This is a genomic window from Nocardioides zhouii (assembly GCF_004137345.1).
Taxonomy (GTDB): domain Bacteria; phylum Actinomycetota; class Actinomycetes; order Propionibacteriales; family Nocardioidaceae; genus Nocardioides; species Nocardioides zhouii.
On record NZ_SDWV01000022.1, the window covers coordinates 15992 to 33054 of the forward strand.

General features: G+C 62.9%; 12 protein-coding genes. 1 reads left to right on the forward strand and 11 read right to left on the reverse strand.

What is annotated here, in order from left to right; all coding sequences use genetic code 11:
- Positions 1–78 precede the first annotated feature (78 nt).
- From EUA94_RS17900 to EUA94_RS17940, 9 genes are all read right to left on the reverse strand, one after another.
- On the reverse strand, positions 79–1737 hold the full coding sequence (locus EUA94_RS17900) for an ABC transporter substrate-binding protein (RefSeq protein WP_129428258.1): 1659 nt from the start codon (positions 1735–1737) through the stop codon (positions 79–81).
- Between the two features lie 138 nt (positions 1738–1875).
- Positions 1876–2925: an NAD(P)-dependent oxidoreductase gene (locus tag EUA94_RS17905; protein WP_129428259.1), complete on the reverse strand. Its 1050-nt coding sequence runs from the start codon at positions 2923–2925 to the stop codon at positions 1876–1878.
- 529 nt (positions 2926–3454) lie between these two features.
- Positions 3455–4414: an NAD(P)-binding domain-containing protein gene (locus EUA94_RS17910; RefSeq protein ID WP_129428260.1), complete on the reverse strand. Its 960-nt coding sequence runs from the start codon at positions 4412–4414 to the stop codon at positions 3455–3457.
- Between the two features lie 3 nt (positions 4415–4417).
- Positions 4418–6241: an ABC transporter ATP-binding protein gene (locus tag EUA94_RS17915; RefSeq protein ID WP_129428261.1), complete on the reverse strand. Its 1824-nt coding sequence runs from the start codon at positions 6239–6241 to the stop codon at positions 4418–4420.
- The gene (locus tag EUA94_RS17920; RefSeq protein ID WP_129428262.1) at positions 6238–6795 is read right to left on the reverse strand and encodes an ABC transporter permease; all 558 of its coding nucleotides are present in this window, start codon (positions 6793–6795) and stop codon (positions 6238–6240) included. The genes EUA94_RS17915 and EUA94_RS17920 overlap by 4 nt, the downstream gene beginning before the upstream one ends.
- Before the next feature lie 299 nt (positions 6796–7094).
- On the reverse strand, positions 7095–8150 hold the full coding sequence (locus tag EUA94_RS17925) for an ABC transporter permease (RefSeq protein ID WP_207210614.1): 1056 nt from the start codon (positions 8148–8150) through the stop codon (positions 7095–7097).
- Positions 8147–8374 (reverse strand): hypothetical protein, encoded by a 228-nt coding sequence (locus EUA94_RS17930; RefSeq protein ID WP_129428263.1) that lies wholly within the window; start codon positions 8372–8374, stop codon positions 8147–8149. Before EUA94_RS17930 ends, EUA94_RS17925 begins: the two co-directional genes overlap by 4 nt.
- A gap of 731 nt (positions 8375–9105) precedes the next feature.
- Positions 9106–11547 (reverse strand): xanthine dehydrogenase family protein molybdopterin-binding subunit, encoded by a 2442-nt coding sequence (locus EUA94_RS17935; protein WP_242494949.1) that lies wholly within the window; start codon positions 11545–11547, stop codon positions 9106–9108.
- Positions 11548–11968: 421 nt separating this feature from the next.
- On the reverse strand, positions 11969–13816 hold the full coding sequence (locus EUA94_RS17940) for a tyrosine-type recombinase/integrase (RefSeq protein WP_129428264.1): 1848 nt from the start codon (positions 13814–13816) through the stop codon (positions 11969–11971).
- Between the two features lie 1239 nt (positions 13817–15055).
- Between EUA94_RS17940 and EUA94_RS17945 the strand changes: the two genes are divergently transcribed.
- On the forward strand, positions 15056–15550 hold the full coding sequence (locus EUA94_RS17945) for a hypothetical protein (protein WP_129428265.1): 495 nt from the start codon (positions 15056–15058) through the stop codon (positions 15548–15550).
- A gap of 326 nt (positions 15551–15876) precedes the next feature.
- On the opposite strand, the gene EUA94_RS23170 is transcribed toward EUA94_RS17945, so the two are convergent.
- Together EUA94_RS23170 and EUA94_RS17955 are read right to left on the reverse strand one after the other, a co-directional pair.
- Positions 15877–16236, reverse strand: a complete 360-nt coding sequence (locus EUA94_RS23170; RefSeq protein ID WP_129428266.1) for a helix-turn-helix domain-containing protein — start codon at positions 16234–16236, stop codon at positions 15877–15879.
- 26 nt (positions 16237–16262) lie between these two features.
- Positions 16263–16823, reverse strand: coding sequence for a helix-turn-helix transcriptional regulator (locus tag EUA94_RS17955; RefSeq protein WP_129428267.1), 561 nt, complete (start codon positions 16821–16823; stop codon positions 16263–16265).
- Positions 16824–17063: the final 240 nt, after the last annotated feature.

The window sequence follows — 17063 nt, forward strand, 5'->3', positions numbered from 1 at the left end:
CCGTGTTGCGGCCGCCAATCCGACGGATGCCCACGGGACGACTGCGCCTGCGAGCTGCTTGCAAGCCAATGGTTGACGTCACTGCGTCAGCCACGCGTCGAGCACCCGATAGTCGTTGAGCGGGCCAGCCTTGCCGGATCGCAGACCGCCGACCTTCTTTGATGCGGCATCGAGCCAGTCCGAGAAGCCCCAGACAAGGTGCCCGCCCTCGGCAACCTGCTGGCGCTGGACATCCCCCCACAGCTCTGAAGCACGAGACGGGTCAGGCTCGGAGATTGCTTGGTCGAGCTTCGTCTGGCTGTCCGGAAGTGCGTTCCAGCCGGTCTCGTCTGCTTGACAACCTACGAGCAGCTGACCGGCGGCGAACGCAGTGAGAGACGGCACGGTGTTCGCGGCGTCCTGTCCGAAAGAACGCGGGGCTGGCCATCCCGCTGCTGCGGTGAAGTACGTCGAGTACGGGATGGGCTCCACCTTGACGTTCAACCCAGCCTTCTTCGCCTGCTCGGCGAGCAGGGTCGCAGCATTGAGGTACCGCGGCACCCCAGCCACCGTTTGCAAGGTGAGGGTTGCGCTCGCTGCGCCGGCCGCCTTCAGCAAGGACTTCGCCTTGTCGATGTCATGCGCAGCGGTAACGTCCTCAAGGATATAGGCCACGTCAGTGACGTAGATGTCGTTCCCCACTCGCCCTAGCCCGTTGAAGACACCGTCCACCAGTGCCTGACGGTCGACCAAGAGCTTCATCGCCTGTCGCACGCGCACGTCGGCGAAGGGCCCCTCGCTGACCCGCATGGTGAAGTAGTTCGCTTGTGTCCCGGCAGCGCCCAGTACGTTGACCTCCTTCGACGAAAGCTGCCTCTTGGCGAATTCGCTCGCATACAGAGGCGCGACGTCGATTTGGCCGCCGAGCAAAGCATAGTTGCGTGAGTTCTCGTCATTGAACGAGGAGTCGATGACCAACTTGTCGATGTAGGGCTTCTCCGCGTCGCCCCAGTACTCCGGATTCCTGGTGAACACGCTCTGCGAACCAGGGTTGAATGACTCGAACTTGAACGGGCCCGTGCCTACCGGTTGCGTGTTGAACGAATCCGGAGCTGCCCCGTTCTGAATGACAGAGCAGTTCACGTAAGTGAGCAGGCTCGCGAACTCGGCGGCAGGGCGAACGAGGGGCACAACCACCGCGAGAGGTCCGTCTTTGCGCACGGCCTTGAAATCGATGAACTGACGGACAATCCCGTTCGCGTAGCTCGCCGACGACGACCACGACTGGATCGTCCAGAGCACGTCGTCAGCAGTGAACGGCTTTCCGTCGTGCCAATTCACCCCATCCCGCAGGCGGATCGTCCAGGACGTCGCGTCCTTGTTCGGTTCCGCGGAAAGCGCGAGCTCCGGCTCCAACGACTGGATGTCCGCACCCACGCGGAACAAGTGGTCGTACAACTGGTAGGAGCGAAGGAGGTCAGTGTACGTGGCAGCGACGGCGGGATTTAGCGTCTCGGAGGCGCCGCCGGTGATCATGCCGAGCCGCAACGTGCCGCCGCGAACCGGCTTTCCCCCGCCGAGGGACTCGAGCGGCTTCAGCGGTGTCCCAGGGTCCGGCGCGCCACCGCTGCAGGCACTCAGCAGCGAACCCGCGCCCATCACCAGCGCGCCAGCCGCGCCGAATTCAAGCAGTCGGCGTCGGGTAAAGCCGCCGTCGCCGTTGCGCTGGTTAGGTGTCCACAATTTTTCTGACGACATGGCCAATCTTCCTTACATGAGCATGCGGGTGGAGTTGAGGTCCCGAGCTGTGCAGTCGGTGGCGCCCGGCGCGAGTGCTAGGGCGATGGTTGGTTGCGGTCGAGTCACGTTCCCGCGGGCCTGTTGGCGACGCTGGACTCAAGCAAGGGGCGCGTGCTTGGCATCACCGTGAGCTCCGACTGTCCGATCAGTCGTCAGCAAGGCCTCATAGACGGCTGACACATCGTCGGCACCGTGACCTTTGGCCGATGCCGCAAGGAAGAGGTTGCGGATCTCCCGTAGTGGAGCTGTGACCAGGCCGAGCTCTTCGGCTTCGTCGATGACCAAACCTGCCGTGAGTGCGAAGGTGTCGATCGAGAAGATGTCGGTCGCGTACTGACGCGCGACCATCTGTGGGATGTATGACTCGGCCCCAGTGACGCGTAGCGTCGGATCCTCGACGAGTGCCGAGACCAGTGCGTCGTCGGGCAACCCCAGGCCTTTGAACGCCGCTGCGGAGTAGGCAACTGCTATCGCTTGGAACATGTAGCTCAACCACAGAGCGAACTCGGTGCGCGACGCGTTGCCGACAGGCCCAACGAAGTGCACATGCTTTCCCAGTGTGTCCAGGATCCCGCGCCAGTACTGAGCGTCCACCTCTTCTGCCGCGATGTAGAAGTGACCTGCATGTGAGCGCACTAACTCGGGGTAGACCGTGATGTCGAGCTCGGCGAGGCGGCCGCCGTGCTGTGCAACCTCATTCGCCAACTCGACGATCTCGGATGCGGAGGTGTGTGCAACGCTGAGCACCCTTCGCCCATCGAGTGCTTCCGCATTGGACGGTGCCAACAACAGCTCTCGTGTTGAGGCGCCGTCCGGAAGCACCACGATCGCCGACTCACATGACGTCAGGGCCTGCGCGGCCGACTCGACGACATGAGCTCCCATCTTCTGCAAGGGCAGAGCCTTTTCCCGGGTGCGGTTGTACACCGTGACGGCATGGCCGGCACTGAGAAGCCCCTCGGCGAGGGCAGATCCCATCGATCCGGTGCCGATCACTGCAATCACGAAGACCTCCAGTAAGTGGCCGACGCCCCGAGCAGAGACGGCGGAGTCGTGACCTCTTTGTTGCCGGGTGACACACCGGCAGCGGTGAGCCAGCAGGACGATTGAGGCGTGGTGCTGCGGATCATTTGGGGGCTCCAACACTTTTCTGCGGCGGCCGTACTCCTCGAGCGTTCATACGACCCCTTCCGCTTCGTTGTGGTGAGGACACTGCCACCAGGACCCGAGTGGTGATTTACCGATACTGTAAATTTTCTTTGAGATATCGCCGGTGTCAGTAAACAGAACCAGGATTCAACGCCCGATCTGTCAGCGAGCCCTTGACGGGTAGCCCCGTGGTGATACGAGCCGGACTTGGCCAAACATCGAGGAGCGAGCCGACACCCGGTTGACTGCAGATCTATCCATAGGTCAGACGGCCTCGACATGAGTCCGAGGCCGCGGCGGCTCTGGGGCGCTGTGCTGGAGCACGGCTGTGGAGGCTCTCGAGCCGCACCTTTGGGCTACCTGGCGCCGTGAGGATCCTGGGTCGGGGCTGCATGTGGTCCACCAGGGACTCCTCGCCCAGCGTGCAACGTCAGCCGTCTCCTCGGTCGTCCACCGAATAGGTCCTCGATTGGGTGAGACGCAGTCCGCATCGCCTCGGTCTCGTCCACCCCAAGGACCGCGGAGGTCACTTCTCAGCCGAACGAACGCGGGCGCGCGCAGCGCTCAACTCCGAGCGATACACGGAAGTGATGTCGCTCGGTCCTTCGCCGTTGTCCCGCGCGTACTCCAACGTCGCTTCGGCGGCGGATATGAGGCGAGCATCGAAACCGAAGGTCTTCATGCTCTCCGCGGAACGCGCCGCGCCGCCAAGCCATGCTTCGATTGTGGCCATCTCGGTGGCATGCTCGTCGTTGGCCAGCTTCGGCGCTGCGTAGTCGCAGTACTCAGCCAACTTGCGGATCCCTTCCCGCAACGATCGCATCACCAGCGCTTCGGACACACCCGCCGCCTTGCCGTAGGCAGCGGCCTCCATCATCGACACCAAGGCAGGGATGAAGAAGCATTCGTTGGCGTTGTTAAGCGCGCGTACTGCACCCGGCCTTGAACTGATGTGCTCAGAACCTCCGCCCAGGATGACGAGCGTTTCGCGGTGGCGTTCCCACACGTCCTGCGAGCCTGAGAACATCACCCGCGCATGGGCGCCCCCCACCTCGGCTGGGAACGCGACGACGGTGCCCTCAAGCGTCAAGACGTCGTTCGTGCGCGCAAAAGCAGCAAGTGCCTCTGCGTCCGCCATTGATCCGGTCGTGAGGTTCACAAGATCCAGTCGCCGGCTGTGTTCCCCTAACACGCCGAGGACTTTGCGCGCGGCGTTCGTGTCGCTCACTACGACGATTGCGAGTGGGCTGGCATCGAGTGCATCCGTGACGGTCGACGCTACCGAGGCGCCCTGACTTCCGAGCAGCAGTGCGCGTGCGGCCGTCCGATTCCAGACAGTGACGCTCCTACCTGCGCTGAGCAGCGAACGAGCGATCGCGGAGCCCATTAGCCCCGTGCCAAGCACACTGACGTCGGTCACATGATCCCTTTCGAGCTCACCCACCGAGCGGATGCCCCCGCCGAAGCGCACGACTGTCGACGTCAATCATCACAGGGAGACCGGAAACGGATCGTTGGCCGAAGAAGGTGTTCGGCTCACCGTGGGCGCCGCTGCCAGGAGACGGCGGGTGTAATCGGACGTGGGGGCGCGCAGGACATCGCGTGTAGGACCCCGGTCGACGATGGATCCGCGGTCAAGAACGAGGACAGTGTCAGCGATGGTCGCGACGACGCCGAGGTCGTGGGTGATGAACAACAGTCCCAGACCGAAATCGTCTCGCAGGTCGAGCAGCAGCTGGAGTACCGCGGCCTGCACGGAGACGTCGAGTGCAGACGTGATCTCGTCACATAGGAGAATATCTGGCTGCGCGGCCAAGGCCCGGGCTACAGCAACACGTTGGCGTTCACCGCCGGATAGCTCGTGCGGGTAGCGGTTCGCGAGCCGGACTGGGAGTCGCACGCACTCCAACAGTCGCGCAACCTCAGCGGGGAGCGAGCGGCGGTCGAGCTTGCGCAACACCTGAGCGGGACGCGCGATGGCCTCGGCAACCGTCTGTCTCGGATTCAGGGCTGCGGCCGGATTCTGGAAGATGAGCTGGATCCGCCGCCGCTGCTCACGACTACGGTGGTTCACCAGGCTCGGGAGTGCGTGACCATCCAGCAGGACCCGACCACCGGCTATGGGGTGAAGCCCCGCGATCGTGCGCAGGATTGTCGTCTTCCCGCTGCCGGACTCACCCACCAGCGCAACGCACTCGCCCTTGTTGACATCGAAGCTGATCTGCTCGGCCGCAACAGTGACTTCGCGGTGAGACCTGTGTTCGGCTTTCAGGTCTCCGATCATCAACAGAGGTTGCTCCCCGATCTCCGATGGTCGCGGAAGCGTCTCGACGGAGAACGTGCGCACGGGGGGCGTTTTCCTGTGATGGATGCAGCGCACGCGTCGCGTGTCGCCGATCGGTTCCAGCGTTGGCATCTCTGCCACGCAGTCATCGGTTCTTTGAGGGCAACGCGGCGCGAATGGGCACCCTGACGGCCGCTCGCCAACCCCGACCGCGATTCCCGGCATGGGCTCCAGCACACGAGGGCGGACATGGTCGGGAATCGAGGCGAGAAGACCGCGGGTGTAAGGGTGGCGTGGATTCCGCAGCACCTGTTCGGCCGGCCCCTCCTCAACCACTCGTCCGGCATACATGACGGCGATCCGGTCGGCGACCTCGCTCACGGCGGCGAGGTCGTGCGTCACGTACACCATCGCGACGCCTTGTTCTGTGCGCAGCCGTCGCAACTCGGCGAGGATCTGCGCCTGGGTGACCACGTCCAACCCGGTAGTGGGCTCATCGAGGATCACCACCGCCGGCTCGCGGCACAGCGCCAGCGCGATCGAGACTCGCTGCTGCTGGCCACCAGAGATCTGGTGGGGGAACCGGCTTGCCACCGTTTTGGCTTGGCCGAAGCCGACCCGTCGTAGAGCATCCTCTGCTGCGTTGTTGCCTGGCCTTGGGGTGCCGTGCGCACCCAGCACATCCTTAAGCGCCGCCGCGACCTTGAGAGACGGATTGAGGGCTTGGGCCGGGTCTTGCGGTACGTACGAAATGATGGAACCGCGCATCGGCCGCATCGACTCATCCATATGCAGCGCTTTGCCCTCGATGCGCAACTGGCCAGCGGCAATGAAAGTGCCTGGAGTCGAGTAACCTAGCAGCGAGAGTGCCGTGGTGGTCTTGCCCGACCCCGACTCTCCCACCACGCCCAGGATTTCACCGGCGTGCAATGTCAGATCGACATCCTCGACCACCGGGTCGCCAGTGGAAAGACAGACGGAGAGCCCGCGAAGCACGAGTACCTCCGACCCGATTGAATGGTCGTTCATGAGCGCTCCTTAATGTATGCGTCACCCAGGAGATTCACCGCTACGGTGAGCGCGGCCAAGAGCAATGCCGGTAGCAAGACTGCCCAGACGTTGCCGGCGATGATAGTGCGATTCTCTGCCACCATCAGTCCCCAGTTCGCGGCCGGTGGCCGCGATCCAAGGCCGAGAAAGTTGACGCTGGCTGTGAGGGTGACCGCCCAGCCGAAACGCACCCCAAAGTCAGCCAGCATGGATTGCGCGATGTTGGGGAGAACCTCGCGGCGCATAATTGCCAAACGGGTCTCGCCCCGTGCCACTGCTGCCTCTACATACGAGGTGGTTGACACCCTCAGCGTGGCCGTGCGCACCAGACGCGCGACGCCCGGAAACAAGACAAGGACGATGCCGATGCTCAATACGCCGGCACTCGATCCGGCGCCGGTGAGCAGAACCAGAAGCAGCAACAGCGCCGGAAATGCCAAGAAGAGGTCGACAAAACGCATGATGATCGGATCCAAAATGGAGCGGCTCAGGCCCGCGACCATTCCAATGGTCATTCCCACCACGTAGGTCATGCCAATCGATGCCAGTGAGAGCCACAGGACTGGCAAGCCTCCGTACAGCACTCGACTGAGCACATCGCGCCCAAGGAAGTCTGTCCCTAAGAGAGCCGTGCTGGATGGACCGGCGCCAGGCACGCCGACCGGTTGGGCCAGTGGGTGGGGAGCCACCAGTGGCCCGATCAATGCCAAGCTGAGGACGACGACCAGTAATACCAGCCCAGTGACGCCCTCGCGTGTGCCAGTGAGCCAGGACAACGGGCTCCGCAACCGTTGGAAGCTCGAGGCAGCGGCCGGCGTCGAAGCGGTAGCGGTCACCGGAGACCGGTCCGGAGCTTCGGGACCGCGAGTACCACGATCACATCGGCCAGAACGTTGATGGCGATATACACCCCTGCAAGAACGAATGTGACTGCGAGCACCGAGGAGACGTCACGCAGAGTCACTGCCTGCACCAACGCCTGCCCGATCCCCGGGTACGCGAAAAGGGTCTCCACCACGATGATCCCTCCGAATAGATACTGCAGCGCCTGAGCGAATGTCTGCACGCTCGGAGCCAGGGCGTTGCGTAGGGCGTATCGCCACAGCACACGTACTTCACTGATTCCAGAGAGCCTTGCCATGGTCACATATCTCTCGGAGAGCGTGTCTAGCACTCCCGCTCGTACTTGCCGCGCACAGAACGCGACCGAGACACCCAGAAGCGTCAGGACCGGCAACACAAGCTCGCCCACGTCGGCCAGCGGACTCGTACCGGGTGGAATAAGCGATACCGGTGGAAACAGCCCGAGCCCCGAAAAGAATATGGCGATCAGAAGCGTCCCGAACACAAATTCCGGGAGAGCGCCGATAACGAGAGAGATGTATGACACCGCGTAGTCGCCGGCACGGCCTGCACGCACTGCGGCGAAGGTTCCCAACAATAGAGAGATTGGGATGAGGCACACAATCGAAATCAACGCCAGGACTACGCTGTTGCGTAAGGGGATCCCAATCAGCGACGTCACCGACGATTCAGGATTGCCTTGGACTACAGCCACCGCAGACTCACCGAGATCCCCCCGGACCGTACCGATTAGCCAGTTGCCGTAACGGGTGAGTACCGGCTCATCCAGGTGCAGCTGGTGGTTAAGTTTCGCCACCAGCTCCGGAGTTGCGTTACGACCCAGTACGGTCTCGGCAACGTTGCCCGGCAGCGCGTTGGTGGCCAGGAAAATCATGAAGGACGCGAAGAGAAGTGTTACCACCCCTGCGACCAGCCGTCGCGCCACGAACCATAGCAACGGATGACGATGCCGCTGGCGGCCCGCGACGCCCGGGCGAGAGTGCCTCTCGCCAGTAATTGCGACCTGTTGGTCGGCCGCGCTCACCACACACCATCCAGCTGGAACATACGGGGCGGCTTCCAGCTATTCATGATGACCGCCCCCACCTTCGCGAGGCATTCGCGGGCCGAGGCGCTGCCGAGCTGCTCGTGGATGGCGGATCGTGTCGATCCTGTGCCGAGGACTGCAATCACAATGACCTCCAGTAGGTGGTCGACGCCGAGAAGGAGTCGGCCAGTCGTGACCTCGAATTTGGTGCTGCGTGACACGCACCGACAGTGGTGGCTGAATTTGCACGGTTGGGATCGCCCACATCTCGGGCGGGCCAGCACCGGCCGGGATGAAGATCCCGAGGTGTTGGAACTCGCACGGCCGTGCTCCCGTGCAGCGCTGCTCGCGCGTTCTTGCGTCACTTTTCGCGTCGGCGTGTTGTGAGAACACTGCCACGCACGAGCCTCAGGGTTATTTACGGATGTTGTACACTTTTCTTCGTCTATCGCCGGTGTCGGTAAGTTGTGGTCGACCATGCCCCCTGCGGCGGCGAAGACGCTGTGCCCGCCGCATCGGGTGGAGCCTGGGTAGAAGCGCGCCTCGCAGACGGTCGCCTTCTGGGCTGTCCGTCGCGGAGCGGCATAGGCCGGCACCATCCGGCCGCGGCGTTGCCTGGCTATCTATCGTCATCTCAAATCTTCGTCAACGGGGAAGAATCCCGGACGTCGACCGTTGCGCGTACGCGCTTTTCGGGACACGACTCGTCTCAACACCCCACTCGGCCAGCTTCGATAATTGTGCACGCATCACGCCACACAAGAACCCACGCGCGTAGGCGATCGGGTTCGATTCGGCCATGCGCGGAACGCTTGACGTCAGCCGAGGCCATCAACGCGTTGTTCCACTACTTCATGCACTCGTCCGAGTTTGTACCGAACGGGTCCCGCACCCAGTCGGGACGGTCAGCGCATGGTTACAGGAGTCTCGCGCCATCGTGATTGAGTTGCAGCTAGGCACGCCCACCCGAGCCATCGGCTTGAATCGCAGTCGGCGCCCCTGTCCCCAGCATCCCCGTACCACCAGCCATCGCCGCCAGCACCTTTTCGGGTGTCAAGGGAAGGCTACGCAGCACCACGCCGAACGGACTTAGCGCGTCGTTCACCGCATTGAGCACTGCGGCGGGGGCGGCAATCAACCCAGACTCCCCCATTCCTTTGACTCCCGAAGGCGTGTGCTTCGAGCGTGTTTCGAGGTGGGATATCTCGAATGGAGGTGCGACGTCCATAGTGGGCAGCCCGTAGTCGAGAAACGTGGTGGTCAGCAGCTGACCGGAAGCGTCGTAAACGAGCTCCTCGAACACAGAAGCGCCGATGCCTTGGACAACGCCGCCTCGAATCTGACCCTCGACGATATTCGGGTTGATGACGGTACCGCAGTCCTCCACCGAGTAAACCTTCTCGAACTTCACGAAACCGGTTTCGGCATCGATCTCCACCAAGATTGCGTGCGCCCCGTTGCTGAACATCGCCCTTGCTGGGTCGTAGGCCTGAGTCGCTTCGAGGGACGGCTCGAAGCCCTCGGGCCAAGCGCTCATGTCGAAATAGATGGAAGCCGCTACGTCGGAAACAGACACGGAGACGTCAGCGACGCCCTTCACTAGTGCCACTCCGTCGACTATCTCAATATCGTCGGGCGAGGCCTCTAGGAGATTCGCAGCGACGGCGCACACTTTTTCTCGGATCACGCCGGCGGCACGGGCTACGGCACCACCAGCTATCACTGCTCCCCGACTACCGATGGTCCCGGATCCGTAGGCGTGCAACGTGGAGCGGGCGGTCTGCACGCTCACGTCCTGCACCTTGATGCCAAGGGTGTCAGCTGCCATCTGGGCCATGGTGGTGGCGAGCCCTTGCCCCTGTGCGGAGAGCCCAATGGTTACATTGGCAGTGCCGGTGGGGTTCAGCCGAACGGTCGCGGTGTCGTGATAGACGGTCTTTGAACCGTGCGCATGGCTCCCTGCTGTGCTTTCGCCGCTGCTCTCGACGAAGAAACTGAGCCCTAAACCCAAGTATCGGCCTTCCTCACGCGACTCAGCTTGTCGACGCAGGAAGGCTGGGTAGTCCACCATTCGCTCAAGCACGTCGATGGACTCCAGCCAGCTGCCCTCCTCGTAGACGATCCCTTGGGGATTGGTCCATGGAAACGTGCTGACGACGTTGCGGCGCCTGAATTCGAATGGTGACATGCCAAGCGCGCGGGCAGCGTCGTCGGCAAGGCATTCCCTGGCGAGGGTGCCAGCCATGTACCCCACGCCGCGGTACGCGCCCACAGGTGTCTTGTTGGTTGCCACCGCGGTGTAGGTGTACTCAACAGCTGGCGCGTCATAGATACCCGTCGGCGTCATCACCGTTGCGCACCAAGGTTCGATGACCATTGACCACGGCGGCATGTGGTAGGCGCCGCCATCGCCGAGCGCGTGAGTCCGGACACCAACGATTCGGCCGTCGCGGTCGAGGGCGTAGGCGATATCTACATACTGCTCGTGCGCATGTGCTCCTGCCATCAGGTTCTCCCGCCGATCCTCGATCCACTTGACGGGACGGTCCAATTCTCGAGCGAGGAGCGGCAGCAACATCTCTTCGGGATATACGTGCGCTTTTTGGCCGAACCCCCCGCCGGTATCGGGCGTGATGATCTCAACCTCGTGCTCGCCGAACCCGAGATGCGCGGAGATCATGGACTGCAGCAGGTGAGGCATCTGCGTGTTGGACCAGAGGCGTAGCGACTTCGAGGCCCAATCGTAGTCGGCGATGACGCCGCGTGTCTCCATTGGCGCTGCCGAGACTCGGCAGGTGTAGAAGCGTCCTTGGACGACCTTGTCAGCCTGCTCGAACGCGCCAGCGATGTCCCCGAAAGTTGCGCCGCCCCGAAGCCCCACGTTGTCGGGGAGTTGCGGGTTGGCGACAGCGCCCATCGCCACCGCGGCATCGGCGTCGGTCACTGCTGGTAACGCCTCGAAGTCCCAGTCGACCAGCTCGCAGGCGTCCTCCGCGGCATAGCGCGACTCGGCCACCACGACGGCAAGCGGCTCGCCGACGTACAGCACTTCGGTCGTGGCCAGTAGCGGCATGGTGGTAGGGACGAAACCCTCCATGGCAGACTCGACGGGCAATCCTTCACAGAACGGCGCGACGTCCACGCCCGACCAGGCAAGGTAAACGCCCTCGCAGTCCCGCACCGCCGAGAGATCGAGATGCGTGATGCGTGCGTGAGCCACAGGACTACGTATGAACGCGACATGCAGTTGTCGGGGCAAATTTATGTCCGCGATGAATTCGGCCCGTCCACGAAGCAGTTGAGGGTCTTCAGAGCGCAACACTCTGGTTCCGACCGACCGAGCCTCAATGACCGGCGTCACCATATGTGGGTGTTGTTTGATGGTCTCCATCATTCACTCTCCCTGCTGCTTCGACGCAGCTGGTCTTGACGGCGTGGCCGGGACATTGTTCGCTCCTCCGCAGCGGCGAACCACTGAGAGGAAGCCGGCCATGCGGACCTCACGCTCAATCTGCTCCGTTGGCGTGCTATAGGCACGTCCACAGCTGCTGCGTCATCTTCGCGCGTGAAGTACGCGAAGGTTCTTCACATAACGAAAAAGCGCAGTCCATTTTTTTCGGAATCCGCAAGGAGGCGCCCTCGTTGGGCCGACTCCCAGCTCCAAGCCCATCGGGCTCATCCCGGCGTGCCGCGCGGAAGTGAACCGGGGGTTCACGCAAACGACTCCGCCAAACGAGGCGCGATGCGACGTGATGGGACCAGTCCAGGCTGCTTCGAGCGCCTTGCGGCCAGCGCACTAGTAAAACCCACGGTGTTTAGCCGACGCGCTTCGTGACAAGTGCCTCGACATCGCTTCTGAGGTACTGCCGCTGCCGCGTGACGAGAAGCGTCCGTCCTCGCACCCTTTCTAGAAAGACCTTCTCGAACTGATAAACGGCCAGGCCAAAGCGTCGAGCGGCTTCGCCAACCGCCATATACAGTTCGGCCTCCTCTCGCTCTTTGCTGAGCGCCTCCGCGACAGCTTGAACAGAGTCGGTGTCAAACGACCACACATTGTCGCGCCCTCGCTCTGCCGTCAACAATCCCCGCTCTCGCAGGCACCCTACGTTGTGATGGGACGTCCCGAGCTCCCGGGCGACGTCCTTCTCCGTGAGCCGCGAAGCCCACCGCTGACGACGCTCCATTTCAGCGTGGACGCTCGGACCGGAGACCATGATCCGCTTTTTGAACTTCCTTGTCCCCGCCTTCCGGCGCAGGTCCGTGACCTCGTGGTTGGGCGCAAGAAGCAGGTGGCCTTGTTTGATCAGCCACGCCACCTGTGTCTGGTGCACCCCGAGAACGAGTGCCGCTTCCTGCCGCGTCATGTGAGGAGTGTTCGCCATCTCTTCGGAGATGATGAGGTCACCAACATCCTCACGGATGACCTGTTCCCAGCGCTCGGCCACTGCGACTAGTTCTTCGTCCGGGAGGTCGAAGTAGTGGCGAACAGTGGTCAAGGACCCGCCAAACTCTGCCGGGGTTTCGTGTCCGAGGTAGCTGCTCCACAGCTTGCCTCGGATATCCCCGATACCGATGACGGTGGAGCCGGCCTTACGAAGGAAGTGGCGTCCAATCTTGAATCCGACGCTGTCGAAGTCAAGGCCGACATCATGGAGGGCCTCCTCCCATCGGTCTGTGATGACTCCTTGACGAGGCTTCGGAAGTTCGGCGGTGCTGATCATCCGCCGCTTGAGCCAAGCGAGTTCCAAGTCAGCCGTTAGGGGTCGGGGACCGTGCTGGGCCTCGATGTGTTGATCGATGACTTCAGCAAGCGCTGATGCGACCGGGATCCTTCGACGGCTGCTCTTTGTCTTGAGCCTCCCGTCTGCTTCACCAGCACGGTAGGGATCGCGCTTGCCCTCATTCTTTCCGAGACCGCCCTGTCGTCGGACACTGAGCGTCTGCGTTACCGGATCCCAGTCACGCAATTCAAGGCCGAACACCTCGCTGATCCGCAGACACGCGACGTACATGAGCAGGACTCCCAGGCGCAGCCATGCTGGGAACTGGGCCGCGAGAGTCTTGACCTCAGTCGGCGTAAGGGGGCGAGGTTGCACGCGGTCCCTTTGCGTACGCGGGTTGTCCTGATGGCAGCCAACCACGCCTCGCGCGACGTTCGTGGGAGTCAATTTCAGTTCCATAGCCATATCGCAGGCCATGCGTACTAGACGCAGGTGCTCGTTCGCCGTAGACCGCTCGAGGCGGTTGGCGTACAAGTGGTCGGCGAAGTCGTGGACCCGTTCACGAGTCAGATTTCGGACGTCGGGGTTGCCGAAGAACGGACCATGCTTGCGCCACTGGGCGCGCTGCTTCTTCGGTACGCCGTCACTATCAAGGTGCTTGTTGGCTTGGTGGGCGACGATCGCGCGCTCTACTAGGTCGTCGAGCCGCGTTGGAGCATCCTCGTCCGGAATCCGCCGAGCACCGGGCTGCGTAAATGCCGCCTGGAATTCGTACACTGATGGTGTCGGCGCGCCCGCCGCCCACGCCGCGTCGAGAGCCAGCGCGTACGCGTTCGCTTCGGCGAGTGTCTTGAACGACGCCCGGACCGAGTGGCCTCGTCGTTCTCGCTGCACCCTGTAGGTCCCTCCCGTTCGATGCACGCCCTTGGCCAATCCCCTCATCGGACGACGCCTGACCTGGGCAGCACTGTTTGGGGCAGGTTGCCGCAAACTGCAACAGGAACCCGCAGGTTGGAGCCAGAGGCGGGCGTGGTTCCGCGCCGAAGAAGATGGGGTGCTTGCACCAAACTGCCCCAGTAGCAGCCTGCAAGTTTGCAGGTTTCGAGCGTCGCGGCATAAGAACCGCCCCGGAGTAAGCAAGCCGTCTTACGCGGTACGCACCCCTTCTGACCTGCAATTACGCAACGTGGGACCGAACCCCTGAACTTCGTACAGTCACTGCGTATTGTTCCCTCATAGATGTAGGCGAACACGAGTGAGCGGACAAAACCGCAGGCCAGGGCCGGGTCTACGACCTGCACTAGTGCAGCGAACGCGCTTCTTGCAGGCTCGCTTGCAAGCAGACCTCCATCGCGGGTCACAGGATCGTAGGCGGCCGCGGGGGCGCGCACAGCCCTACTTGCGAGCGACAGCCGCTTCCGAGTGCATGTGGATCTCATTTCCCGTCTATCGGCACGTTTCGCCACACCTTGACTGCAGGTCCACAGCAAACCGGTGAGAAGACCTACCGGCCCCTAGCTAGCTCGCTCGGCCTGCCAACGGTCCGACGGAAGAGAGTCCTGGAGGGCGGACTCCGACTTACGAGCACGGCCTCAATGGCAAAGGACCGGCAGGGCGAAGGGGGCGGGCCGCGCCGCGGCCGAAGCCTCAGCCCTTGCAAGCGGGCTGGTCCACCTGATCACTCGCGGACCAACCCGCCCACGTGTCGACAGTGTGGACCATCGAACCGCTGCAGCGGAAGGAGCGGCAGGCGGTACGACTGTCCCGATATAGACCCACGAGCTCAGTTCGAGTGGGTGCTTCACGAATGACAGCAAGCTGAATTGAGGCGCGCGCTCCGGTCGTCACGCCCATTGCAGAAGCAGGCGCAACCTCAGTCGCGTGCGCTGCTTATCGGTTGTCATACCGGCGGACGCGGACGCCGGAGCGGGCCGCGGCACGCACCACGAGCTCGCTCGCCCGGCGACTGCACCTATTGCTTCGTCTCGCGGCAGCCCGGTATCGCATCCGTGCAAATCATGCCGATAGCTACGGCAACGGTCGGCGCGTCGTGCGCTGGCTACGTCCCAGGCGTGGTGCCCCAGCCCGGGTTGGTCGACCTGGTCACCACCCACCCAAACCCGCCGATATCCAACGACACAACCCAACCAACCCCGCCGCACCACAGAAAGAGCCGCACACATGGACACCGCCAACATCCGCGACGACGCTGCACACCTCCTCAGCCTCCTCACCGGTTACAAGGAGGACATGACTAACGAAGAAGCATGGGACGCCATCCCCGACTCCCTTAAGCATGCAGTGATCGTCCACCTCCCTTCTGGTCACCCCGCTCCTCACACCCACCACGCATCGGTCACCCCCACCGAGGCCACTCCAACGGCTGCAGCCTCACCGGCGCCGACCGCCGGTGTCCCCTGTCCCGCATGCGGTCACACCCACCTCGACCCCAACTACGAACGCGGCTGCACCTACGGCACCTACATGGCCGACGCCCTGCTACTGGCCATTGTCGGAGACAACCTCCGCGCCCGACACCAACTGGTCGCCGCCGACCGTGCTCTCTGGCCCCTCGCCGACATTCAGAACCCCGACTCGCTGCGCGACTTCATCGCCGCCGCCCACACACGTTTCGAATGCCACCTTCGCCAATTCGGGGTCCCCGTCACCTCCTGACAGCCACACCCGGGGGGACCAACTATGTGGCCTGGAAGGCGAGGACTGGCAGAGCGACTGGTCGGCGTACACGGTGTGACTCTTCCCTTCCATCGTCGGTTTGCCCTGTCGAGTCGGTGCACCTCGAAGACGAGTCGACGCGCATGACAAGTCCAAGCACACAACAGTCGAGGACCAACAATGCCGTCCGCGACGCTCCTGAACCCTGTTCGGACACCGCGCGAACTGGGAGGGGTTCCGAGGCCAGTCAGGTGACGCGCGAACTCGAACTTCCATGACTTGTGGCTCGGCTAACGACAACTCGCTCGCCTACTAAGGGGTGCCGGTCATGAGGTGCGGGCATTGGAAACCAACAGGCGACGAAGATCGGCTAAGTGAGCGTTCAATAGCCGGATCTCGGCTCGAGCTACGGCGAGTTGTATGCGGCACTCGTGATCTCCGAGCTGGGCCATGTCAGCGGCCGCATCGGAGGACTGACGCACGAGTCCGGCGTCGTGCATATCGCTGATCGGGATGCGCCAGGGCCCGCCTGGTCCACCGCCGTGGCCTCGGAAAGCTCCAGGAAACGCGCCTTGGTTGAGGCGCCGCTTGATGGTGTCCCGTGAGACGCCTGCAATTTCGGCCGCCTGCGCGATCGAACAATCGCCCTCTCGCACCGCAAGGTCTCCTTCAGAGCCAACTGCCATGTATAGATGGTATCAGGACTCGGCGGTTAGAACTCGCCTTCGCTTGCAAGCCCCTCAAGACCAACAGCGACCTCGACGTCGGGCAGCAAGCTGATGCTCAGCTCGGCAGTCGTGATGGCACGGAGCACGATCGGCTCAGCTAGGACCGTCGCCGAGAGGCCATCGGGGGCCTGGACGGCCACACCTAGGGTCAAGGAACCGGGTTTGGTTCCCACGAAAGCGGCGCCCTGCCCCTCTATCTGTGCCGCGGACGAGTCTCGCAGTTCGCCTAGCAGTCGGCTTTGGATGTCGTCGGTCAGCGGAGAGCTCGTTTCGCACCAGCGCCAGACGCTGTGAACGACAGGCGCCAGAATGAGCGATCCCGTTCGGACGCCGAGGACGCGGGCCAAATCTCGCAGGGTCTTGAGCCTTGGATTGGCGAGCCCGCCACTGGCCGCCCGTCCCGCCTCGAGCAGTTGATAGTGATTGCGGGAGATACCCGCCGCTTGACCCAACTCGGCTTGGCTCATCGCCTTCGCTTCGCGCAGGAGGCGCAGGTTTCTGCAAAGCGTGTCTATCTCGTGTGCGTCCTCGTTCGTCTTCCACATGGGATCACGCTATTGCGCGCAGCCGTTCGCTGGGGCCGGGCGGTCGCGACCGATGACGGTCATCGACCACCGGAACGCGGCGCAGCACTACTCGCTATCCCAACAGCGCGAGGGCTTGCGCGGTTCCGAAGGCCACAACCGGGACTCGTTGGGTGCACGCACGGTCAGCGCAGGTGCTGTTCTACGACTCCCTACCCGCCGGCTCTGACCGTCCAGACCTGACAAGTCGCAGTTTCACTC

Coding starts and splice junctions, on each gene's coding strand:
- EUA94_RS17935 (WP_242494949.1), bottom strand. CDS start 11,547: ATGATGGAGACCATCAAACAACACCCACATATGGTGACGCCGGTCATT.
- EUA94_RS17915 (WP_129428261.1), bottom strand. CDS start 6,241: ATGAACGACCATTCAATCGGGTCGGAGGTACTCGTGCTTCGCGGGCTC.
- EUA94_RS23170 (WP_129428266.1), bottom strand. CDS start 16,236: ATGGCAGTTGGCTCTGAAGGAGACCTTGCGGTGCGAGAGGGCGATTGT.
- EUA94_RS17955 (WP_129428267.1), bottom strand. CDS start 16,823: ATGTGGAAGACGAACGAGGACGCACACGAGATAGACACGCTTTGCAGA.
- EUA94_RS17900 (WP_129428258.1), bottom strand. CDS start 1,737: ATGTCGTCAGAAAAATTGTGGACACCTAACCAGCGCAACGGCGACGGC.
- EUA94_RS17945 (WP_129428265.1), top strand. CDS start 15,056: ATGGACACCGCCAACATCCGCGACGACGCTGCACACCTCCTCAGCCTC.
- EUA94_RS17920 (WP_129428262.1), bottom strand. CDS start 6,795: ATGACCTACGTGGTGGGAATGACCATTGGAATGGTCGCGGGCCTGAGC.
- EUA94_RS17940 (WP_129428264.1), bottom strand. CDS start 13,816: ATGAGGGGATTGGCCAAGGGCGTGCATCGAACGGGAGGGACCTACAGG.